The organism is Rhizobium sp. CBN3 (assembly GCF_030518245.1).
Lineage (GTDB): Bacteria > Pseudomonadota > Alphaproteobacteria > Rhizobiales > Rhizobiaceae > Rhizobium > Rhizobium aethiopicum_A.
The window spans coordinates 548,816-569,932 of record NZ_JAULSE010000001.1; the positions used below are offsets into that span (position 1 = coordinate 548,816).

Here is a 21,117-nt window from a genome sequence, read left to right on the forward strand (position 1 = left end):
CTTTGCCGGGCTTTGATTTAAGCCCGAGTGATATTTTTGCGCCATTACGCGGCGTCGCAGATCTCAATCACAGGACTGGTGTCATGGACACGCCGATCGACGCGCGCAGCCTTGCGCCGACAAACGATAATCGTTGGGGTGCGCATTTTCGTGCAACACTGGCGCTCGGCATTCCGCTGATCGGCGCACAGCTCGCTCAGCTCGGCATCAATACCACCGACGTGATGATCGTCGGGCGCCTCGGCGCCGAGCATCTGGCGGCGATGGTGCTGTCGGCTCAATTCCTCTTCACCATCCTGATCTTCGGTTCGGGTTTTGCCATCGCCGTCATTCCGATGGTGGCGCAGGCCTATGGCCGCGGCGACGTCGTCTCTGTGCGCCGATCGCTGCGCATGGGTTTGTGGGTGGTGATTGGATATTGGGCCGTCATGCAGCCCGCCTTCTTCAATTCCGAGCAGATCCTGCTCTTCGCGCAGCAGAAGCCGGAGGTAGCCAAGCTCGCGCATGGCTATATCATGATCGGTCAGTTCGGCGTGCTGCCGGCACTGCTGTTCAACGTGATGCGGGCGCTGGTCAGCGCCATCGGCAAGGCAGGCATCATCCTCAACGTCACCATCGTTACGCTGGTGATGAACGCGTTCTTCGCCTATGCCCTCGTGCTCGGCCATTTCGGCTTTCCGGCGATGGGGCTCGAGGGTGCGGCGATCGTGTCGGTCGTGGTGCAGACGGCTGGTTTTCTCTTCATCCTTGCCTTCGTGCAGAGGCGGGAGGAGACGCGCCGCTACGAGATCTTCGTGCGGTTCTGGAAGCCCGACTGGCATGCGTTGCTGGAAGTCATCCGGCTCGGTTTCCCGATCAGCGTCACCATCCTTGCCGAGGTCAGCCTGTTCACGGTGGCCTCGCTGCTGATGGGCTATATCGGCACGATCGAACTTGCCGCCCACGGTATCGCGCTACAATGGGCTTCGATCGCCTTCATGATCCCGCTCGGCCTCAGCCAGGCGGCGACGGTGCGCGTGGGCGTCGCGCACGGGCAGGGCGATTATAACGGGCTGGTGCGGGCTTCGATTATGGTGTTCATCCTCGCCTGCGCCATTTCGGCGGTGGGCTCGGTGCTCTTTGCCACCATGCCGCAATTCCTCGGCAGCTGGTTCCTCGACGTCAGTTCGCCCGAGGCGCCCGAGGTGCTCGCCTATGCCGGGCCGCTGATCGTCGTTGCAGGGCTTTTCCAACTGGTCGACGGGCTGCAGGTGATCGCCAACGGACTGCTGCGCGGGCTGAAGGACGCGCGGGTGCCGATGATCATGGCGCTGATAGCTTACTGGCCGATTGGCTTCTTCCTGGCCTGGGCCTTCGCTTTTCCGCTGGGCCTGGGCGGCATCGGCATCTGGTTCGGCTTCCTCGTCGGGCTGGCGGCGGCGGCGGCCATGCTCTGCGGACGGTTCTATCTTCTCGTTCGCCGGGAGGGCGCGATCGCCGGCGTCTGAGCCGGCGGCCACAACCCTCAAGCGGCGACAGGCTTGTAGCTGCCGATATCGGCTCGAATGCCGAGACGCGAAAACATTTCCTGCGGATCGAAATTTGCGGCCCTATGGGCGGCCGTCACGGCTGCCCGCGCACGCTCGACGACTTCGGTATTTTCCCATTCGGCGATCGTGACGAAATTGAATTCGCCGGGACCTGCGACCTGCTCCAGCACCCGGTGATCGATGAAGCCCTCCTGTGCCTCCAGCAGCTTGTGGGTCATCATCACTTTGACAAGAAATTCCTCACGCGCCGCCGCCGGCACGATGAACTTGTCGACACGATAGAAAGCTCCGCTCATCTATATCTCCTGCATCGGATCTGCAGGCAGTTCTGTAATTCCTCAAGCATGGTTGAGGTCAACAGTGAAAGGGCAGGGGCCGGTCGAATGTTCATTGCTTTCCTGTTTCGGGCACATTGTCGAAGCTTGATGCAACGGTGCGCCAGAAGCAGTTGCTGGCTCGGGGTCAAGGAACGACAGAGCAGTCATTGCGTGGAGCTTCAAGGTCGCGTGCGTCCATGAGCCATTGGACAAGTCGATCTCAACCAAGATCGCTCCAAGCCGCGGCTAGAAGTTCTTTCTTGCCCTCTGTCTCCCTGCTATCCTGGAAGTGAGGAGACCGCGCCATGAGCGAGAACCGAAAGCTGGCTGCAATCCTGGCCGCAGACGTGGTCGGGTACAGCCGGCTTGCCGGCGCCGACGAGGACCGCACTCTGGCGAGATTGCGGGCACTGCGCAGCGATCTCATCGATCCGACGATCGCCGTGCACCATGGCCGGGTGGTGAAGCGCACCGGCGATGGTGCGCTGGTCGAGTTCCGCAGCGTGGTGGACGCCGTGCGCTGCGCCATTGAGGTGCAGAACGGTATGGTCGAGCGCAATGACGGCGTGCCGCAGGATCGTCGCATCGAGTTCCGGATCGGTATCCATCTGGGCGACGTGGTCGAGGAGAGCGACGGCGATCTGATGGGCGATGGGGTCAACATTGCCTCGCGATTGGAGGGCGTCGCTGCGGCGGGCGCGATCTGCCTGTCCGAGGATGCCTATCGCCAAGTCAAGGCGAGGCTCGACCTCTCGGTCAGCGATCTCGGCAACACGCAACTCAAGAACATCGCCGAACCGATCCGGGTCTATTCGCTGCAAGTCGGCAGCGCCGGGACCAAGGCAGCCGCGACCTCGGAAACCGCAACGAACCCACCTGCGACGGCAACGTCGCCGAAGCTGTCGATCGCCGTCCTGCCCTTCGCCAACATGAGCGGTGACGCCGAACAGGACTACTTCGCCGACGGCATATCGGAAGACATCATCACGGCGCTATCGAAGTTGTCGCAGCTCTTCGTCATCGCCCGCAATTCGTCGTTTACCTTCAAGGGCAAGAACGTCCAGGTGCAGGAGGTGGGCACGAAGCTCGGCGTGCGGCATGTTCTCGAGGGCAGTGTGCGCAAATCGGGGAACAGGGTACGCATCACAGCGCAGCTCATCGACGCGACCACCGGCGGGCACATATGGGCGGAGCGGTTCGATCGCGACCTGACCGACATATTCGCGGTTCAGGACGATGTAACGCAGAAAATCGTCGATGCGCTGGCGGTCAGTCTGACAGAGGGCGATCGAAAAAGGCTGGTGCCGGGGCAGACCGGGCGCCCTGAGGCGTATGATTGCTTCCTGCGTGGCCGGGAGCTGTGGCACCGCCTGACGAAGCAAACGAACAGCGATGCCCGCGAGCTTTTGCAACGCGCCGTCGACCTAGACCCGAACTTCGCCTCGGCGCACGCCTTTCTCGCTCTTACTCACGGGCTCGACTACCTGAACCGGTGGAGCGCGTCGCCGCAGCGCTCCATCGAGCAAGCCGAAGAGGCTGCGACGCTGGCGGTAGCGCGGGATGATAACGATCCTGTTGCACACTGGGCGCTGAGCGTGGTCAAGCTTTACTCGCGACAGCACGATAGAGCCATCAGCGAGGCCGAGCGTGCGATAGTCCTCAATCCGAACTTCGCCGAAGGGCAGGTCAGCCTCGGCGAGGCACTAATCTATTCGGGCAGAGCCGGGGAGGCACTCGCCTGTTTCGATCGGGCGAGGGTCCTGAATCCGTACTTTCCGGATGTCGTTCTCCACTTTCAGGCTTTGGCTCTGTTTCAACTGGGAAGGTTCCGAGAGGCCGTCGAGCTGTTGCTGCAGCGCGTGAGCCGCAACCCCATTACCGATGTCTCCCGCGCGCTTCTCGCCGCCTGTTACGGGCACCTCGGCCGTTTCGAAGAGGCTCGCGCGGCGTGGCAAGAAGTGCTGCGAGTCAATCCCGACTACTCCTTGGAATACCGTCGCAAAGTCTTGCCCTTCAAGAATCCCGCTGATTTCGAGCTTGTCGTGGAGGGGCTACGCCAGGCTGGTGTCGCACAATGACGGATGATTAATGTCCGATCTTGAAGCTGTTGCCGCCGTTTGCACGGAGCTGAGTAATAGCCAGTGCCGGCGCAACCACGACCCTCAGCGTCAGGAAGCTGCGAAGCCGTCCTCTACTTGCGAACGCAAAGCAGCCCTGTTCTTCGGCAACGAAAAAAGGTCGCTATGGGCAGATAGCGGTCCTTTCTCTGATAGCTGTCTTTCAAGTTCAAGAGATGCCGCGTTACTTTGGTGGCTGCCCGTTTAACAGGCCTTGCGAAACCGGCACTTCTTGAAATCAGCGTTCGGCGAGCGCCGGTTCGCCCTTCTTCTCGCGCACCATGTTGACGAAGCGGCGGAAGAGATAATGGCTGTCCTGCGGGCCGGGAGAGGCTTCCGGATGGTGCTGGACGGAGAAGACCTGCTTGCCGAGCACGCGCAGGCCGCAATTGGTGCCGTCGAAAAGCGAAACATGAGTCTCTTCAACGCCGTCGGGCAGCGACTTCGAGTCGACCGCGAAGCCGTGATTCATCGAGACGATCTCGACCTTGCCCGTTGTGTGATCCTTGACCGGGTGATTGGCGCCGTGATGGCCCTGGTGCATCTTTTCGGTCTTGGCGCCCAAGGCGAGGCCGAGCATCTGGTGGCCGAGGCAGATGCCGAAGACCGGGACATCGGTCTTAACAAGCGTCTTGATTACCGGCACGGCATATTCGCCGGTTGCCGCCGGATCGCCGGGACCGTTCGACAGGAAGATACCGTCCGGCTGCAAGGCGAGCACGTCTTCGGCGCTCGTTGTTGCCGGCACGACGGTCACCTTGCAGTCGAGGCCGGCAAACAGGCGCAGGATGTTGCGCTTGACGCCGTAATCGAGGCAGACGACGTGATATTTCGCATCCGCCGCGCCGAGTTCGCCGTAACCTTCATTCCAGACCCACGGCGTCTGCGCCCATTGTGAGGACTGGCCGGACGAGGCGATCTTGGCAAGATCGAGACCTTCCAGGCCGCTCCAGGCCTTGGCTTCGGCCTTCAGCGCCTCGATGTCGAAGACGCCGTTGGGGTCGTGGGCGATCACCGCGTTCGGAGCGCCGTTCTCGCGGATCCAGGCGGTGAGCGCACGCGTGTCGATGCCGCAAAGGCCGATGATGCCGCGGGCCTTCAGCCATTGGTCGAGGTGCTTGGCGGCGCGGTAGTTCGAGGGGTCGGTGATGTCGGCCTTGAAGATGACGCCGACCGCGCCGTGGCGGGCTGCAGGCGTCAGGTCCTCGATATCTTCGTCATTGGTGCCGATATTGCCGATGTGGGGAAAGGTGAAGGTGACGATCTGGCCGAGATAGGAGGGGTCGGTCATGATCTCTTCGTAGCCGGTCAGCGCCGTGTTGAAGACGACTTCGGCCTGGACCTTGCCGGTGGCGCCGATGCCCCTGCCTTCGATCACCGTACCGTCGGCAAGAACGAGCAAGGCGGTCGGCTTTTCGGTTGTCCAGGGTGCTGTTGCGGTCATCTTCATCCCGTTTCCGGCGGCCGATGCGCTTAGCCGCGCTCGTCGCCATTTGATCTCGCAGACGTGTGGGCACGGCAATGCCGCGCGCTTCAGGCCTGATCACGAATTTTGGTGCAGGTGGCGGTAAATAGCCAAGCAATCGCGGAGCGTCAATCTTTGTAGCCGGGATTGCGGCCGTTTTCCTGCGCTTTATCGCGCCCATCGCGCAATTTATTTGATCGGTCGCATCGGCGTGGTTTATGAAGCGGCATCAAAAAAGGAGTGAAGACATGCTGCGCGATCAACTCGCCACCCAGCTGAAAGAGGCGATGAAGGCCAAGGATACGGAGCGGTTATCGACCGTTCGGCTGATTCAGGCGGCGATCAAGGACCGCGACATTGCCAATCGCGGTACCGGCAAGGAGCAGGCGAGCGACGACGAGATCCTGCAGATCCTCGCCAAGATGGTGAAGCAGCGCGACGAATCGGCCAAGATCTATGAGGAGAATTCCCGGCCGGAGCTTGCCGCCAAGGAGCGGGCGGAAATCACCGTCATCCAGGACTTCATGCCGAAGCAGCTTTCCGACAGCGAAGTGCGCGCCAACATCTCGGCGATCATCACCGAGACGGGTGCTGCCGGCGTCAAGGACATGGGCAAGGTCATGGCGGCGCTTAAGGAGCGTTATGCCGGCCAGATGGATTTCGCCAAGGCATCGGCAACCGTCAAGGAGCTTTTGAACGGATAAGCCTCAGATGGCCCGTCTCGCTTGCGGTTCTTGACGGACCGCAGGTCCGAGCACGGCCTCGGCGGCGGCATCGACTATGGCGAACTTCGCCGCCTGATAGTTCCAATATTCGAGGATGAAGCGGCGGGACAGCCAGAAGTCGCCCTTGCGCGAAGGTTCTGTCCAGCCGACGCTTTCCATGGTTGCGGCCTGGGTCAGAAGCCGCTTCAGGTGGGTATTGGAAATCATGAATTGTTCGCGGAGCTCCCGGAGCGACAGGGGACCGATAACGACGCGCTCGCCCGTCCGAGGAAATTGTGGAAGGCGGGAGATCAGGTAATCCATCACCAGTCCGCCGGAATTCGCCCAGTTGAAGAGGTTGAAGGTGGGGCCAGGATTGCGCACGGACTCACTGCCGATGATCGCCCTTGCGATCCGCGGCTGAATCGCAGCCATTGTTGCGGAGGGGTCAGCGGTGATCTGGTCGGCGCGTTCGCCGCCGTCGAGGCTGTCGAGGATCATCATATGGGTGACGAGCCATCGGGTGAAATGCTGTTCGGCAATTTCGGTAGGTTCGAGATAGCGTGTGCGCTTGTCAGGTCCGGGCACCACGCGCAGGAAACGATAGGCCAGCATTTCCTGCATGAAGGCCGCGGCCGTGTTGCGGCTGGCGATGTCGTTCTTGACTGCGAAATCGACAAAGCGGCCGGAATAGAGGCCACCGCTCTGGCCGTCGTCGGGATGACCGTAATGAAGTGCGAAGCCGGCATGGGCCATCAGCCAGCGCTGCTGCGCGGCGAAAATCGATGCGATGCGCGGGCTCTCGCGATAGATCGCAAGCAGTTGATTGGCGCAATCTAGGATCGCAGCGAGAAAGCGATCGTCTGCTGCAAGATTTTCCGCGGTGAAAGCCATTGGGAAGGGTCCAGGAGTTCGGCGCATACATCTTTCATGCCCGCGCCGTCTGTCAACGGTTTTGTCGATAAGCGGTTAATTTCAAAGGGAGAGTTGGCAACAGAGCCTAAAATTTAAGAAGGCAGGAGCTGGGGGCGCTCCTGCCTTCTTGCTCTTTGCTTCCGCCGGCAACGCAGGGCTGAGGCCCAAGCCGGAGGGTATTTGCAAAGGCACCCTTGCGAAGCGGCGCCGGGGGTAGGGATGGTGCTTCGCTCGGGGATCGCTTTGTTGAGATCAAACCTATGGCGATGCGGCTGTCTGTTCAAATTACAAAAAAATAATGATTGCCGGAAACGGCGCTTCGAGCGTCTTCGAGGCGAAGGTTCGGCAGGCGCCGCCAGGATCACGATCCGCGAGCGATCGTGTCGCTAAGGGCCTGTTTTGAAACGTTTTAATTCGGTTTCGTGTTATGCCACGCTCGTGCCGAAGCCCTTGAGGCGGCCGACCTCAGGCCTTTCGGCGACAATAATGTCGCACCCCTGTCGCAGGGGTGGTCACGCGTTGTTGATTGGATAACCGACGCTGCCACCGTCGGGTGCACTTGCCTGTGAATAGCGGGTTTTCCCGACGAGTTTCGTGGCATGGTGCGGCAAAGCAGCTTATATGGAGCTTGGCCAAGAGGGATAAATGCGCTTTTCCAACACCTTTCTCGATGAGATCCGCGACCGCGTTCCGATTTCGAACGTGATTGCGCGCCGCGTCAGCTGGGACAAGCGCAAGACCAATGTCTCGCGCGGCGACTACTGGGCCTGCTGCCCGTTCCATGGCGAGAAATCGCCGAGCTTCCACTGCGAGGACCGAAAGGGGCGGTATCACTGCTTCGGCTGCGGCGTCACCGGCGACCACTTCCGCTTCCTGACCGAGCTGGAGGGCTTGAGTTTTCCAGAGGCGGTGCAGCAGATCGCCGACATGGCGGGCGTGCCGATGCCGCTTGCCGATCCCGTCATGGAGAAACGCGAAAAGGAGCGCGGCTCGCTGATCGACGTCATGGAAATGGCGACCAGCTTCTTCCAGGACCAGCTGCAGACGGCCAATGGCGCAAAGGCGCGCGCCTATCTGCGCGATCGCGGGCTGACGGGGCGTACCATCGAGACCTTCCGTCTCGGTTATGCGCCTGACAGCCGCAATGCACTGAAGGAATTCCTCGCCGGCAAGGGTGTCTCCAAGGAGCAGATCGAGGCCTGCGGCCTGGTCGTGCATGAAAATGTGCCGGTTTCCTACGACCGTTTCCGCGACCGCATCATGTTCCCGATCCTTTCGTCGCGGGAAAAGGTGATCGCCTTCGGCGGCCGCGCCATGTCATCAGATGCGCCGGCGAAATATCTGAACTCCAACGAGACGGAGCTCTTCCACAAGGGTAATGTCCTTTACAATTTCGCCCGAGCGCGCCGCGCCATACAGGGGCCTGGCCGCGGCGACTCTCAGGACGACAATGCGAGCGGCACCATCATCGCCGTCGAAGGTTACATGGACGTGATCGCGCTCTATCAGGCGGGCATCGAAAACGCCGTCGCGCCGCTCGGCACGGCGCTCACCGAAAACCAGCTCGAGCTGCTCTGGAAGATGGTGCCGCAGCCGGTGCTGTGCTTCGATGGCGACGGCGCCGGCATTCGCGCCGCCAATCGCGCCGCCGAGCTGGCGCTGCCGCATCTGAAGCCCGGCCGCTCCGTCCGCTTCGCGCTTCTGCCTGACGGTAAGGACCCGGACGATCTCGTGCGCGACGATGGGCGCGCGCCTTTCGACAAGGTGATGAGCCAGGCGAAGCCGCTTTCGGAGATGCTGTGGAGCCGGGAAATCAACACCGGCAAGTTCGATACGCCCGAGGCGCGCGCCGAGCTCGAAGCACGGCTGAAGCAGCTCGTCGCCGTCATCGCCGACGAAAATGTGCGCCGCCATTACCAGCAGGATATTCGCGACCGGCTGAACGCCTTCTTCCAGCCGCAGTTCCAGAACCGCAACAGTGGCGAGCGGCGCGGTTTCAGCGGCAATTCCCGGAACGGCCGCGACAATGCGGCCAAGGCAGGACCGAAAAGCCCCAGCCTGATTTCCGACCGGCTCGCCCGCTCGGGCCCCGTGCGCGGACACCGGGACAATACGGCGCTGCGCGAAAGCGTGCTGGCGCTCACCATCGTCAATCATCCGGCCCTGATGATCGACGATTATGACGAGATCGCCGCGATCGAATATGACAGCCGCGAGCTGCAGCGGCTCTGGTCGGCGATGCTCGGCGCAGCCGCTGCCGTCGCCGGCCCGCATCTGACGCGCGAATATCTGACTGAGCGGCTGGAATTCGAAGGCTTCGGTCCGCTCATCAAGAGCCTCGACCAGCAGGTGCGCAATGCGAGACTCTGGACGGCGACCGAGGAGGCGGCGATGGAGGATGCCCGTGAGGGCTATCGTCAGGCGCTCGCCTTCCACAAACGGGCGAAGGCGCTGCGCCGGCAGAAGATGGAACTCGAACGCGAGATTGCGCTGGCGACCGAAGCCGGCGACGGCGAGGCGATCGTTCAGCTGATACGGGCGCAGCAGGAAGTGCATCTTGAAGGCGTACGCCTGGAGAATCAGGAGGCGATCATCGACGGCTTCGGCGTGCTTTCCGGCCGTGTCAAAGGGGCGGCGAACCACTGATGCCGCTCAGCGAACGCAATGAACCAGGCTTTTCCGCTTCCGATGCGCTGTTTTCCGCCGGCCGCTCGCCGCTCGACATCCTGAAACAGGTCTATGGTTATTCCACCTTCCGCGGCAAACAGCAGCAGGTGGTGGAGCATATTGTTTCCGGCGGCGATGCCGTGGTGCTCTTTCCGACAGGCGCGGGAAAATCGCTGTGCTTCCAGATCCCGGCGCTTTGCCGTGACGGCGTCGGCATCGTCGTCTCGCCGCTGATCGCGCTGATGCGCGATCAGGTGGAGGCGATGAAACAGCTCGGCATCAGGGCTGCGGCACTCAATTCGTCGCTGTCGCGCGAGGAGTTCGTCGAGGTTCGCCGGGCGCTTTCGGCGGGAAAGCTCGATCTTCTCTACGTGACGCCCGAGCGCATCCTGACGGATGGTTTCCGCGAGCTGATCGCCAGTGAGAAGATCGCGCTGTTTGCGATCGACGAGGCCCACTGCGTCTCGCAGTGGGGCCATGATTTCCGCCCGGAATATCGCGAGCTCGGCCGCCTCGGCGAACAGTATCCCGGCGTGCCCCGCGTGGCGCTGACGGCAACGGCCGACCCGCATACGCGTGACGATATCATCGAGCGGCTGGGGCTCGGCAATGCCGAAATCTTCACCACCAGCTTCGACCGGCCGAACATCGCCTATGAAATCGTCGAGCGCGACCAGCCGCGCCAGCAGCTTCTGCGCTTCCTCTCCGGCCATAAAGGCAACAGCGGCATCGTTTATTGTCTGTCGCGCGCCAAGGTCGAGGATACGGCCGAGTGGCTGAACGGGCAGGGTATCCGCGCGCTGCCCTACCACGCCGGTATGGACCGGGCGCTGCGCGACGCCAATCAGGATGCTTTCCTGAAAGAAGAGAATCTCTGCCTGGTCGCGACCGTCGCTTTCGGCATGGGCATCGACAAGCCGAATGTGCGTTATGTCGCCCATCTCGACCTGCCGGGTTCGGTGGAGGCCTATTATCAGGAAACCGGGCGCGCCGGCCGAGACGGGCTGCCGTCCGAGGTCTGGATGGCCTATGGCATGGCCGACGTGATCCAGCGCCGCCGCATGATCGACGAGGGCAATGCCGCAGACGAGATCAAGCGGGTCGAGCGGGCCAAGCTCAATGCTTTGCTGGCGATCTGCGAAACCGCCTCCTGCCGCCGGCAGGCGATCCTTGCCCATTTCGGCGAGCCGCATGCCGGCCAATGCGGCAATTGCGACACCTGCCTGAAGCCGGTTGAAACCTGGGAGGGCACGGAAGCGGCGATCAAGGCGCTCGCCGCCGTCTACCGCACCGGCGAGCGGTTCGGCGCCGGTCATGTCATCGATGTGCTGGTCGGTAACATCAACGAAAAGACCGAACGTCTCGGTCATGTGACTATGCCGGTCTTCGGCGCCGGCAAGGACATTCCGGCGCGCACATGGCAATCCGTCTACCGCCAGCTGCTCGCCATGGGGCTGATCCGTATCGATCATGAGGCCTATGGGGCGCTGAAGCTGGAGCCGGAGGCGCGCGCCGTCTTCAAGCAGGAACGGCAGGTCTTCTTCCGCAAGGACCGTCCGGCTTCCGAACGGCGTACGAAGAAGGCCGAGCGCAGCGAGCGCAAGTCGGGCCTGTCGGGCGCCGACGGCACGCTGTTCGAGGCGCTGAGAGCCGAGCGCATGGCGATTGCCAAATCGCTCGGCGTGCCGCCTTACGTCGTCTTTCCCGATACGACGCTGATTGCCTTTGCAACGGAGCGGCCGCGCAGCCGCAAGGAATTGCTCGGCATATCGGGCGTCGGGCAATCGAAGCTCGAGCGTTATGGCGACGCTTTCCTGGAGATCATTCTCTCGCACGACAAGGATTGAACGGGCTCGCTGATTTTGGCGCAGCGAGAAGACAAGCAAGCAGCGATATGCTAACCCGATTGCTATAAAAAACGTCAGGAAGGGCCGCCTATGACCTCGCCATTTCTTTCTCATCTCCGGGCCGAGATTTCGGCGCTCAGAGATGCCGGCCTCTACAAGTCAGAGCGGGTCATCAGTTCGAAGCAGGCGGGCGAGATTGCGATTTCCACCGGCGAGCGGGTGCTGAATTTCTGCGCGAACAACTATCTCGGCCTTGCCGACAACGAAGAGTTGGCCGAGGCCGGCAAGAAGGCGCTCGACCGCTATGGCTACGGCATGGCCTCAGTGCGTTTCATCTGCGGCACGCAGGAGGAGCACAAGCAGCTCGAAGCCCGCATTTCTGCCTTTCTCGGCATGGAGGACACGATCCTTTATTCCTCCTGCTTCGATGCTAATGGCGGTCTGTTCGAGACGCTGCTCGGCGAAGAGGATGCGATCATTTCCGACGCGCTGAACCATGCCTCAATCATCGATGGCGTGCGGCTCTCCAAGGCCAAGCGTTTCCGTTACGCCAACAACGATATGGCGGCGCTGGAAGAGGAGCTGAAAAAGGCCGAAGGCAGCCGCTTCAAGCTGATTGCGACCGACGGCGTCTTCTCGATGGACGGCATCATCGCCAATCTCGGTGGCGTCTGCGATCTCGCCGAGAAATACGGCGCGATGGTCATGGTCGACGACAGCCACGCCGTCGGCTTCGTCGGCAAGAACGGCCGCGGTTCGCCGGAATATTGCGGCGTCGAAGGCCGGATCGATATTATCACCGGCACGCTCGGCAAGGCGCTCGGCGGCGCGTCCGGCGGTTACACTTCGGCGAGAGCCGAAGTCGTCGAATGGCTGCGGCAACGTTCGCGGCCCTATCTGTTCTCGAACACGCTGGCTCCCGTCATCGCCGCTGCCTCGATGAAAGTGTTCGACCTGATCGAAAACGGCGATGCCCTGCGCAAGCGCCTTTCCGACAATGCCGATCTCTTTCGTATTGAAATGACGAAGCTCGGCTTCAAGCTAGCCGGCGAAGGCCACCCGATCATCCCGGTCATGCTTGGCGATGCCAAGCTCGCGCAGGACATGGCGAGCCTGATGCTGAAGAAGGGGATCTATGTAGTCGGCTTCTCTTTCCCTGTGGTGCCGAAAGGCCAGGCCCGCATCCGCACCCAGATGTCGGCGGCGCATTCGAAGGCGGATGTAGAGCGGGCGATTGCGGCTTTTGCGGAGGCAGGGCGGGAGTTGGGGGTGATTTGAGAAGGCTTCTTCTCCCTTCTCCCCAGCGGGGAGAAGATGTCCGTCAGGACAGATGAGGGGGCGAGCGAAGCGAGGTTTCGAGCAGTAAGCGAGAAACAATATCGGATTTGGGCGGTGTGCCGTGTGGCCCCCTCATCCGCCCTACGGGCACCTTCTCCCCCGCTGGGGAGAAGAGGGAATAGCGAAGTCTGGGCCAGCAAAGGTGGGGTAGTTGAATGTCGAACATGATGAAGGCGCTGGTCAAGTCGCAGCCGGAAGTCGGGCTTTGGATGGAGAATGTGCCGGTGCCGGAGGTGGGGCCGAACGATGTGCTGATCCGGGTGAAGAAATCGGCGATCTGCGGCACCGACGTCCACATCTGGAACTGGGACCAGTGGGCGCAGAAGACCATTCCGGTGCCGATGGTGGTCGGTCATGAATTCTCCGGCGAGATCGCCGAGATCGGTTCGGCGGTCACCCGCTATCACGTCGGCGAGCGGGTCTCCGGCGAGGGACATATCGTCTGCGGCAAGTGCCGCAACTGCCGGGCGGGCAGGGGGCATCTTTGCCGCAACACGCTCGGCGTCGGCGTTAACCGGCCGGGCTCGTTCGGCGAGTTCGTCTGCATTCCCGAAAGCAATGTCGTGCCGATCCCGGACGACATTTCCGACGAGATCGCCGCGATCTTCGATCCGTTCGGCAATGCCGTGCATACCGCGCTTTCCTTCGATCTCGTCGGTGAGGACGTGCTCGTCACCGGCGCCGGGCCGATCGGCATCATGGGAGCGCTCGTCGCCAAACGTTCCGGCGCCCGCAAGGTTGTTATCACCGACATCAATCCGCACCGTCTGGACCTGGCGCGCAAGCTCGGCATCGACCATGTCGTCGATGCATCGAAGGAAAACCTCGCCGACGTGATGAAGGCGATCGGCATGACGGAGGGCTTCGACGTCGGGCTCGAAATGTCGGGCGCAGCACCCGCCTTCCGCGACATGATCGACAAGATGAACAATGGCGGCAAGATCGCCATTCTCGGCATCGCGCCGGCTGGTTTCGAGATCGACTGGAACAAGGTGATTTTCAAGATGCTCAATCTCAAGGGCATCTATGGCCGTGAGATGTTCGAGACCTGGTACAAGATGATCGCCTTCGTGCAAGGCGGCCTCGATCTTTCGCCGATCATCACCCATCGCATTAAGATCGACGATTTCCGCGACGGTTTCGAGGCGATGCGGTCGGGCAATTCAGGCAAAGTCGTGATGGATTGGATGTGAGGAGGACGACATGCTCTATGGAAGCTGCCATTGCGGCAACATCGCTTTCACCGTCGAAGGCGAATTCACCGAGGCGCTCGACTGCAATTGTTCGCTCTGCCGCAGGCGAGGCGGACTTCTTGCCTTCGTGCCGCGCGAGAAGCTGGTGCTGAAGACACCTGAGGAAAATATCTCGACTTATACTTTCAACAAGCATGTCATCCAGCATCATTTCTGCGCCAATTGCGGCATCGCGCCTTTCGGCGAGGGCGTGGCCCCTAACGGCTCGTCGATGGCTTCGATTAATCTGCGCTGCATTCCCGCGCTCGATCTCGGCGCGCTGAAGGTGACGCCCTATGATGGCGCGGCGCATTAGGCCGGCCGATACCCGCCCGGAAAAAGCGCAATATATCCAAGCCACAACTGCGTCAAAAGGCTGAAACAACGGGCGCGGCGAGCAAAATCTCGGCCGCCCTTGTCTTTTGTTTGCTGCTTCTTAAATAAGGTTCGCAATCGCAGCCGCGGTTCAAAGCCTGTGGATAAGGCTTTTTCCGAGTTTTCGCGGGCTTTTTTGCTGGAAAAGCTTGACGAGAACAAAAAATGTGGGAATCACCGTTCGACTTGTTGAAGCGGTGAACAGGGTCAAGGCGGATCGCGCAACCATGGCCGGAAATCCAAAGGCAAGAAAGCTTTGCTGTCCGGTACCGGCGATCGTGGTTAATCAGACTTTAAATGTCATCCCGTTAGGTGGGCTCAGGTGATTCAAGGGCGACGCGAGCGGCGCGTCAAGCCCTGAGACGGCCCATTCACCGTAGCGAGATTGGATAGCGTCAGGAAGGCGACGATATAAATGGCAACCAAGGTCAAAGAGAACGAAGACGCGGAAGTCGAACGCGACGGCGCAAGCGACGGCCCTCTTCTCGATCTTTCCGACGACGCGGTCAAGAAGATGATCAAGGCCGCCAAGAAGCGCGGCTATGTGACGATGGACGAGCTGAACGCCGTCCTGCCGTCCGAGGAAGTGACCTCCGAGCAGATCGAAGACACGATGTCGATGCTGTCGGACATGGGCATCAACGTCATCGAGGACGAGGAAGCCGAAGAGGCTGGTGCTTCCGGCGGTGGCGATGACGACGACGCCGGCGGCGATGACGAAAGCGAAGGCGGCGAACTTGCGCCTTCGGCCGGCACCGCGCTTGCGACTGCCAAGAAGAAAGAGCCGACCGACCGTACCGACGATCCGGTGCGCATGTATCTGCGCGAGATGGGCTCGGTGGAGCTTCTGTCGCGCGAAGGCGAAATCGCGATCGCCAAGCGCATCGAAGCCGGCCGCGAGACGATGATCGCCGGCCTCTGTGAGAGCCCGCTGACCTTCCAGGCCCTGATCATCTGGCGCGACGAACTCAACGAAGGCACGACGCTGCTGCGCGAGATCATCGATCTCGAGACGACCTATTCCGGTCCGGAAGCCAAGGCCGCGCCGCAGTTCCAGAGCCCCGAGAAGATCGAGGCCGACCGCAAGGCGGCGGAAGAGAAGGAAAAGACCCGGCGCGCCCGTTCTGGCGACGACGACATTACCGATGTCGGCGGCGAAGGCCTGCCTCCCGAAGAGGAGGAAGAGGACGAGGACGAATCCAACCTCTCTCTCGCCGCGATGGAAGCCGAGCTGCGCCCGCAGGTCATGGAAACGCTCGACATCATCGCCGAGACTTACAAGAAGCTGCGCAAGCTGCAGGACCAGCAGGTCGAGCAGCGCCTTGCCGCCACCGGCACGCTGTCTTCCGCCCAGGAGCGCCGCTACAAGGAGCTCAAGGACGAGCTGATCAAGGCAGTCAAATCGCTGTCGCTCAACCAGAACCGCATCGACGCGCTGGTCGAGCAGCTCTACGACATCAACAAGCGCCTCGTGCAGAACGAAGGCCGCCTGCTGCGTCTGGCCGAATCCTACGGCGTCAAGCGCGATAGTTTCCTTGAGCAGTATCAGGGCGCCGAGCTCGACCCGAACTGGATGAAGTCGATCGGCAATCTGGCTGCTCGCGGCTGGAAGGAATTCGCCAAGGCCGAGAACACGACGATCCGCGACATCCGCCAGGAGATCCAGAATCTGGCGACGGAAACCGGCATCTCGATCTCGGAATTCCGCCGCATCGTGCATATGGTGCAGAAGGGCGAGCGCGAAGCCCGCATCGCCAAGAAGGAAATGGTCGAAGCGAACCTTCGCCTCGTCATCTCGATCGCCAAGAAGTACACGAACCGCGGCCTGCAGTTCCTCGATCTCATTCAGGAAGGCAATATCGGCCTGATGAAGGCGGTCGACAAGTTCGAATACCGCCGCGGCTACAAGTTCTCGACCTATGCGACGTGGTGGATCCGTCAGGCGATCACCCGCTCGATCGCCGACCAGGCCCGCACGATCCGCATTCCGGTGCACATGATCGAGACGATCAACAAGATCGTCCGGACCTCGCGCCAGATGCTGCACGAGATCGGCCGCGAGCCGACGCCGGAGGAACTGGCCGAAAAGCTCGCCATGCCGCTCGAAAAGGTCCGCAAGGTCCTGAAGATCGCCAAGGAGCCGATCTCGCTCGAAACCCCGGTGGGCGACGAAGAGGATTCGCATCTCGGCGATTTCATCGAGGACAAGAACGCGCTGCTGCCGATCGACGCTGCCATCCAGGCGAACCTGCGCGAGACGACGACCCGCGTTCTCGCCTCGCTGACGCCGCGCGAGGAACGCGTGCTGCGCATGCGCTTCGGCATCGGCATGAACACCGACCACACGCTCGAAGAAGTCGGCCAGCAGTTCTCGGTCACCCGCGAACGTATCCGCCAGATCGAGGCGAAGGCGCTGCGGAAGCTGAAGCATCCGAGCCGCTCGAGAAAGCTGCGCTCCTTCCTCGACAGCTGACGCTTCGACAATGCCGTCATGATTTGCAAAAGCCGGGTTTTACGCCCGGCTTTTGCTTTTATGATTAGTACCAATGATCCCGGCGGCTTCTTGTCGCCTTGTGGTGACAAGCCTATAATCCGGCCGCGGGTAAGGATCGATCGCAACGCGCGAGCGAGGGGCGACATATGCCTGCATGGCCCATCCTCCGCTGGATCCAGATGATTGCAGGCCTTGCCGGCCTGAAATCCGAATCCGGATCTGCATCAAGAAAGAGAGCATGATGTCGTCTGCTCACCCTTTCGGCACCACGCTCTGGGAGGTGCAATATGACCACTTACATTCTTTTGATCGATTGGACGGATCAAGGCATCCGCACTGTCCGCGACTCGGCAAAACGGCTGGACGCGGCGAAGAAACTGCTCGCCAGCGTCGGCGGCTCCTTCAATCAATTCTTTCTGACGATGGGCGGGCATGACATGGTGGCCGTCTGCGAGGCGCCTGACGATGCCGTGATGGCGCATTTCACACTCTCTCTTGCCATGGCCGGCAACGTGCGGACCGAGACGCTGAAGGCCTTCCCGGAAGCGGCCTATCGGGATCTCATCGGTTCGTTGGGCTGACGACTGCTCGAGCCCGGTTCCAAATACCGTGCAGAGGCCAGGTGAGGCCGAATCGCATACCATACCGCGCTGCGGATGACGTCCGCCGAACTGAGAGTTCGGCGGCGATCACGAGGTTTTTTGCTTTTGCGGCTTGATGCTGCCGGCTTTAAAGGCCACATCGCTGCTGTGACAGACGAAGTGGACTTGGCAGAGACGACTCACGAAACGGTAAAACGGCGGCTCGAAATCCGCTGGGGTATCGGTGCGTCCGTGCTTCTGCATGTCCCGGTGGTTGCCCTCCTTATTTTTCGGCCTGCCGACGATCAAACCGAAGCCGCCGGAGGAAGAGAGCGTGAAGGTCGAGCTCGTCCCGCCGCCGGAGGAGAAGAAGCCGGAACAGAAAAAGGCCGAGGAGAAGCCAAAAGAAGAGAAGCCGCAAAAGCAGGCAAAGGCTGCGCCGCCACCTCCGCCACCACCCCCACCTCCGCCCAAGTCGTCCCCGCCGCCGAGCCGGCCGAAAGGGACGGCATCCGCTTTCGAGTTCGGTGACAAGGATAGCGGGTCGACGAAGACGAAAAACGGAAATGCATCTCAAGGGGAGATAGATAATACACTTGTGCCTCCGCCGCCCTCATCTCCGGAGAAGCCGTTGGAGCAGATGGCCAAAGCCACTCAGACGCTACAACCGACCGAGCAGCCTGCAGGCAATCCGGTTCCCGAAGAGGTAAAGCTACCCGAAGTCGCGACGGCAAATATTCATCCGGAACGGAATGCACCTGCCGTCGCATCAGCCGAAGAGGCGCGGACGAACTTCGAGACGGAGAAGCCGCAGCCTGTCCAGCCGAGGCCGCCGACGGATCAGGTATCGAAGACGGCATTGCCCGAGGTTAAGAGGTTGTTTTCACAAAGTGCAACCGATGATCCAGTCGCACGAGCAGCACGGGGTAATATGCCGCGCGGCCAACGCATGAATGAGCTCTGCCGGACCGAGCTCAACCAGCAAATTCAACACGTATCGGCGAAATACCGAGATCCGGAACTTCCATCCTATCCATATCTCGCCAACGCGACGGTACTTGAGGTGATGAAGACGGGCGCTTTTTCGAAAGATGGTAATTGGTACAGTGTACGGTTCAGGTGCGAGGTTGATACCGACGCCACGAAAATACTGTCGTTTGCTTTCGAATTCGGTGGACTGATCCCTCGGAGCCAATATCCAAAGTATAGAATACGTGATTGACTGATGTAGGCTTGCGCCGCCAGGCAACCAGCCACGCGCAAGGAACCCTGCCTAACCTCTCCTCATTGGCCGTGATGGTACGGTGAAGAAGGGACAATGATATGTCGAACGAGATCGAGCGTTTTCTTGAGCGTCAGGATGAAGCCGTCAGCGCGCTGTTCCTTGAAAACAAAGGCGAGGAACTGACCGATATTCTGGTGGCGGCGCTCGAAGAGGCGTTCGAGATCCTGCTCGAAGCAGCCCCCGCCGAAACGATTCATTGACATCTTTCGAGAGATTGCCTGGCCCGCTTGCTGCCCGTCTGGCCGGCTACCGGATGGAGCGGGATGCGCTCGGCCGGTCGGCGGCGAGTGTCTTCCGTCTGGCAGGCGAGGGCCTGCCAGCGCTTTATTTGAAGGTGGAGGCGGCCGGGCCGTTCGGCGAACTTGCCGATGAGGCGGCCCGGCTCGACTGGCTCAAGGCTTGCCGCCTGTCATGCCCGGAGGTGATCGCGCTGGAAAGCGACGGCGAGCGTAACTGGCTGCTGGTGAGCGCCCTGCCGGGAACCGACCTTGCCAGCGCAGCGGAATTGACGCCGCTGGCGCGCATCGAGTTGCTGGCGGAGGCAATGCTCGATCTTCATCGCCTGCCGATTACTTCCTGTCCGTTCGATCACTGCCTGGAAAAACGCCTGCCGGTGGCCAAGGCGCGTATGGAAGCGGCAATCGTCGATGAAGAGGATTTCGATGCGGCCCAGCTTGGAAAGAGCGCTGCCGAGCTTTTCGCTGAGCTCGAGAGCCTGAGGCCGGGCAGCGAGGATCTCGTCGTCACCCATGGCGACGCCTGCCTGCCGAACTTCGTCGCGTCCGGCAGCCAATTCTCAGGCTTTATCGATTGCAGCCGCCTCGGCGTCGCCGACCGCTATCAGGATATCGCGCTCGCCTGCCGCAGCATCGCCTATAATTTCGGCGAGGCGCTGGTGCAGCCCTTTCTCGATCGTTACGGCCTGCCGGCACCTGATCCGGCAAGGCTCGGTTATTATCAGCTCCTCGATGAGTTCTTCTAGACGTTGCGTCATCAAGGCGCGGCTGGCAGAGTTGCCGGCATCGAACCTGCGGATGTCAAATGCCGAAAAACCAGTTCAGGATGCTGCGCTCGGCGCTGACAGGCGTCGAAGCGGTGGAAGCCGAAACGCCTCACAGTTTCGCCAGGCACACGCATGAGCAGTTCGGCATCGGCCTCGTCTCGTCTGGGGCGCAGAAATCGCTCAGCGGGCGCGGCGTGGTGGAGGCCGAGGCCGGCGATATCATCACCGTCAATCCGAACGAGGTGCATGATGGCGCGCCGATCGGCGAGCGCCGGTCGTGGCGCATCCTCTATTTCGATCCCGAGATCGTCACCGGCCTCTCGCAAGAGATCGGCGCAAGGCGCTCGGAAATCTCCCATCCCGTCATTCGCGATGCGGCGATCGGCAGCCGCTTCGAAACGCTGTTTCGCGCTGTGACCGCGAGTGCTGCCGACGCGCTGCTTTGCGAGGAACTGCTGCTGCAACTCGTCGCCGATGTCATGCGCGAAGGCGGCGGCCGCGAGGAGAGGCCGCCGGTGCCGGCGTCCATCCGTGCGGCGCGGGATCTGCTCGACGACGATCCTCTTGCCGCCGTCTCGCTGGCCGATCTTTCCAGGGAAAGCGGCCTCAGCCGCTTCCAGCTGCTGCGCGGCTTCGCCAAGGCGACGGGACTGACGCCGCATGCCTATCTCGTCCAGGCCCGCATCCATATCGCCCGGCGGCTGATCGCTGAGGGCACGCCGCTTGCGGAAGCCGCCTTTGCCAGCGGCTTTGCCGACCAGAGCCATATGACGCGCGTCTTCGTGCGCAAATACGGCCTGTCGCCGCGGCTTTACGCCGGCGCTTTTCTCTGAACGGTGAGACCCAGCCACCCGCCCTCGTCCTTCGAGGCTCCGGCCTTCGGCCTGCGCACCTCAGCAACCGTGTTGTTGCGGTTCGCTCCATGGGGTTCGTCTTTTGAGAATAGTGTTGATCATGATGATGAATTTCCGCATGGCGGCGACGAGGGCGACCTTGGGTGGTTTGCCGGCATCGCGCAGCCGTTTGTGGAAGGCCTTGATGGCCGGGCTGCAGCGGATGGCCGAGAGCGTTGCCATGTAGAGGGCGCATCGGACGGTGGCGCGGCCGCCGGCGATGTGGCGCTGGCCACGCCAGGTACCGCTGTCGTGGGCGACCGGGGCGACGCCGACGAGGGCTGCGAGTTTCTTGTCGTCGATGGCGCCGAGTTCGGGCAGTTCGGCGATGAGCACGGCGGCGCCGACCTCGCCG

At 61.5% G+C, this 21,117-nt stretch carries 19 protein-coding genes; 14 read left to right on the forward strand and 5 right to left on the reverse strand.

Features of this window, described 5'->3' with window-relative positions; genetic code table 11:
- Positions 1-83: 83 nt before the first annotated feature.
- The gene (locus QWJ46_RS02725; protein ID WP_302748879.1) at positions 84-1,487 is read left to right on the forward strand and encodes an MATE family efflux transporter; all 1,404 of its coding nucleotides are present in this window, start codon (positions 84-86) and stop codon (positions 1,485-1,487) included.
- Positions 1,488-1,504: 17 nt separating this feature from the next.
- Here QWJ46_RS02725 and QWJ46_RS02730 read toward each other — a convergent pair whose 3' ends face one another.
- Complete coding sequence (locus QWJ46_RS02730) at positions 1,505-1,825, reverse strand: antibiotic biosynthesis monooxygenase (protein ID WP_302748880.1); 321 nt, start codon at positions 1,823-1,825, stop codon at positions 1,505-1,507.
- Between the two features lie 326 nt (positions 1,826-2,151).
- On the opposite strand from QWJ46_RS02730, the gene QWJ46_RS02735 reads away from it, so the two are divergent.
- Positions 2,152-3,924, forward strand: a complete 1,773-nt coding sequence (locus QWJ46_RS02735) for an adenylate/guanylate cyclase domain-containing protein (protein ID WP_302748881.1) — start codon at positions 2,152-2,154, stop codon at positions 3,922-3,924.
- Between the two features lie 277 nt (positions 3,925-4,201).
- Here QWJ46_RS02735 and carA read toward each other — a convergent pair whose 3' ends face one another.
- Positions 4,202-5,407, reverse strand: coding sequence for a glutamine-hydrolyzing carbamoyl-phosphate synthase small subunit (carA, locus tag QWJ46_RS02740; RefSeq protein ID WP_184454340.1), 1,206 nt, complete (start codon positions 5,405-5,407; stop codon positions 4,202-4,204).
- 269 nt (positions 5,408-5,676) lie between these two features.
- Between carA and QWJ46_RS02745 the strand changes: the two genes are divergently transcribed.
- Positions 5,677-6,132, forward strand: a complete 456-nt coding sequence (locus QWJ46_RS02745) for a GatB/YqeY domain-containing protein (RefSeq protein WP_184454254.1) — start codon at positions 5,677-5,679, stop codon at positions 6,130-6,132.
- 3 nt (positions 6,133-6,135) lie between these two features.
- On the opposite strand, the gene QWJ46_RS02750 is transcribed toward QWJ46_RS02745, so the two are convergent.
- Entirely contained in the window at positions 6,136-7,026 is an 891-nt protein-coding gene (locus tag QWJ46_RS02750) for a hypothetical protein (RefSeq protein WP_302748882.1), read from the reverse strand.
- A 666-nt stretch (positions 7,027-7,692) separates the two neighbouring features.
- Between QWJ46_RS02750 and dnaG the strand changes: the two genes are divergently transcribed.
- From dnaG to QWJ46_RS02785, 7 genes are all read left to right on the forward strand, one after another.
- Positions 7,693-9,693 carry a DNA primase gene (dnaG, locus tag QWJ46_RS02755; RefSeq protein ID WP_302748883.1) on the forward strand — a complete coding sequence of 667 codons (2,001 nt, stop codon included), beginning with the start codon at positions 7,693-7,695 and terminating at the stop codon, positions 9,691-9,693.
- Positions 9,693-11,561, forward strand: a complete 1,869-nt coding sequence (gene recQ / locus QWJ46_RS02760) for a DNA helicase RecQ (RefSeq protein ID WP_302748884.1) — start codon at positions 9,693-9,695, stop codon at positions 11,559-11,561. The genes dnaG and recQ overlap by 1 nt, the downstream gene beginning before the upstream one ends.
- 90 nt (positions 11,562-11,651) lie before the next feature.
- Positions 11,652-12,839, forward strand: coding sequence for a glycine C-acetyltransferase (locus QWJ46_RS02765; protein WP_302748885.1), 1,188 nt, complete (start codon positions 11,652-11,654; stop codon positions 12,837-12,839).
- A 215-nt stretch (positions 12,840-13,054) separates the two neighbouring features.
- Positions 13,055-14,092 carry an L-threonine 3-dehydrogenase gene (gene tdh / locus QWJ46_RS02770; protein ID WP_184454267.1) on the forward strand — a complete coding sequence of 346 codons (1,038 nt, stop codon included), beginning with the start codon at positions 13,055-13,057 and terminating at the stop codon, positions 14,090-14,092.
- A gap of 10 nt (positions 14,093-14,102) precedes the next feature.
- Complete coding sequence (locus QWJ46_RS02775; protein WP_184454269.1) at positions 14,103-14,447, forward strand: GFA family protein; 345 nt, start codon at positions 14,103-14,105, stop codon at positions 14,445-14,447.
- 474 nt (positions 14,448-14,921) lie between these two features.
- The gene (gene rpoD, locus QWJ46_RS02780) at positions 14,922-16,979 is read left to right on the forward strand and encodes an RNA polymerase sigma factor RpoD (protein WP_184454271.1); all 2,058 of its coding nucleotides are present in this window, start codon (positions 14,922-14,924) and stop codon (positions 16,977-16,979) included.
- A gap of 308 nt (positions 16,980-17,287) precedes the next feature.
- A complete protein-coding gene (locus QWJ46_RS02785) occupies positions 17,288-17,581 on the forward strand; it encodes a GYD domain-containing protein (protein ID WP_302748886.1) in 294 nt (97 codons plus the stop codon).
- Positions 17,582-17,689: 108 nt separating this feature from the next.
- Here QWJ46_RS02785 and QWJ46_RS31235 read toward each other — a convergent pair whose 3' ends face one another.
- Positions 17,690-17,890 carry a hypothetical protein gene (locus tag QWJ46_RS31235; RefSeq protein WP_368046068.1) on the reverse strand — a complete coding sequence of 67 codons (201 nt, stop codon included), beginning with the start codon at positions 17,888-17,890 and terminating at the stop codon, positions 17,690-17,692.
- A gap of 25 nt (positions 17,891-17,915) precedes the next feature.
- Between QWJ46_RS31235 and QWJ46_RS02790 the strand changes: the two genes are divergently transcribed.
- From QWJ46_RS02790 to QWJ46_RS02805, 4 genes are all read left to right on the forward strand, one after another.
- Positions 17,916-18,803 (forward strand): DUF930 domain-containing protein, encoded by an 888-nt coding sequence (locus QWJ46_RS02790; RefSeq protein WP_368046069.1) that lies wholly within the window; start codon positions 17,916-17,918, stop codon positions 18,801-18,803.
- 101 nt (positions 18,804-18,904) lie between these two features.
- Positions 18,905-19,066, forward strand: coding sequence for a hypothetical protein (locus QWJ46_RS02795; RefSeq protein ID WP_184454275.1), 162 nt, complete (start codon positions 18,905-18,907; stop codon positions 19,064-19,066).
- On the forward strand, positions 19,063-19,848 hold the full coding sequence (locus tag QWJ46_RS02800) for an APH(3') family aminoglycoside O-phosphotransferase (protein ID WP_302748887.1): 786 nt from the start codon (positions 19,063-19,065) through the stop codon (positions 19,846-19,848). The genes QWJ46_RS02795 and QWJ46_RS02800 overlap by 4 nt, the downstream gene beginning before the upstream one ends.
- Positions 19,849-19,907: 59 nt before the next feature.
- Complete coding sequence (locus QWJ46_RS02805; RefSeq protein WP_302748888.1) at positions 19,908-20,702, forward strand: AraC family transcriptional regulator; 795 nt, start codon at positions 19,908-19,910, stop codon at positions 20,700-20,702.
- A 60-nt stretch (positions 20,703-20,762) separates the two neighbouring features.
- Here QWJ46_RS02805 and QWJ46_RS02810 read toward each other — a convergent pair.
- The coding region (locus QWJ46_RS02810) for a transposase (protein WP_302748889.1) at positions 20,763-21,117 on the reverse strand (355 nt) is incomplete at its 5' end.

What these genes read in the sequence shown, in the direction of transcription:
- QWJ46_RS02775 (WP_184454269.1), top strand. Translation starts at nt 14,103, where the DNA reads ATGCTCTATGGAAGCTGCCATTGCGGCAACATCGCTTTCACCGTCGAA.
- carA (WP_184454340.1), bottom strand. Translation starts at nt 5,407, where the DNA reads ATGACCGCAACAGCACCCTGGACAACCGAAAAGCCGACCGCCTTGCTC.
- QWJ46_RS02805 (WP_302748888.1), top strand. Translation starts at nt 19,908, where the DNA reads ATGCCGAAAAACCAGTTCAGGATGCTGCGCTCGGCGCTGACAGGCGTC.
- QWJ46_RS02750 (WP_302748882.1), bottom strand. Translation starts at nt 7,026, where the DNA reads ATGGCTTTCACCGCGGAAAATCTTGCAGCAGACGATCGCTTTCTCGCT.
- QWJ46_RS02745 (WP_184454254.1), top strand. Translation starts at nt 5,677, where the DNA reads ATGCTGCGCGATCAACTCGCCACCCAGCTGAAAGAGGCGATGAAGGCC.
- rpoD (WP_184454271.1), top strand. Translation starts at nt 14,922, where the DNA reads ATGGCAACCAAGGTCAAAGAGAACGAAGACGCGGAAGTCGAACGCGAC.
- dnaG (WP_302748883.1), top strand. Translation starts at nt 7,693, where the DNA reads ATGCGCTTTTCCAACACCTTTCTCGATGAGATCCGCGACCGCGTTCCG.
- recQ (WP_302748884.1), top strand. Translation starts at nt 9,693, where the DNA reads ATGCCGCTCAGCGAACGCAATGAACCAGGCTTTTCCGCTTCCGATGCG.
- QWJ46_RS02730 (WP_302748880.1), bottom strand. Translation starts at nt 1,825, where the DNA reads ATGAGCGGAGCTTTCTATCGTGTCGACAAGTTCATCGTGCCGGCGGCG.
- QWJ46_RS02725 (WP_302748879.1), top strand. Translation starts at nt 84, where the DNA reads ATGGACACGCCGATCGACGCGCGCAGCCTTGCGCCGACAAACGATAAT.
- QWJ46_RS02735 (WP_302748881.1), top strand. Translation starts at nt 2,152, where the DNA reads ATGAGCGAGAACCGAAAGCTGGCTGCAATCCTGGCCGCAGACGTGGTC.
- QWJ46_RS02785 (WP_302748886.1), top strand. Translation starts at nt 17,288, where the DNA reads ATGACCACTTACATTCTTTTGATCGATTGGACGGATCAAGGCATCCGC.
- QWJ46_RS02795 (WP_184454275.1), top strand. Translation starts at nt 18,905, where the DNA reads ATGTCGAACGAGATCGAGCGTTTTCTTGAGCGTCAGGATGAAGCCGTC.
- QWJ46_RS02765 (WP_302748885.1), top strand. Translation starts at nt 11,652, where the DNA reads ATGACCTCGCCATTTCTTTCTCATCTCCGGGCCGAGATTTCGGCGCTC.
- tdh (WP_184454267.1), top strand. Translation starts at nt 13,055, where the DNA reads ATGTCGAACATGATGAAGGCGCTGGTCAAGTCGCAGCCGGAAGTCGGG.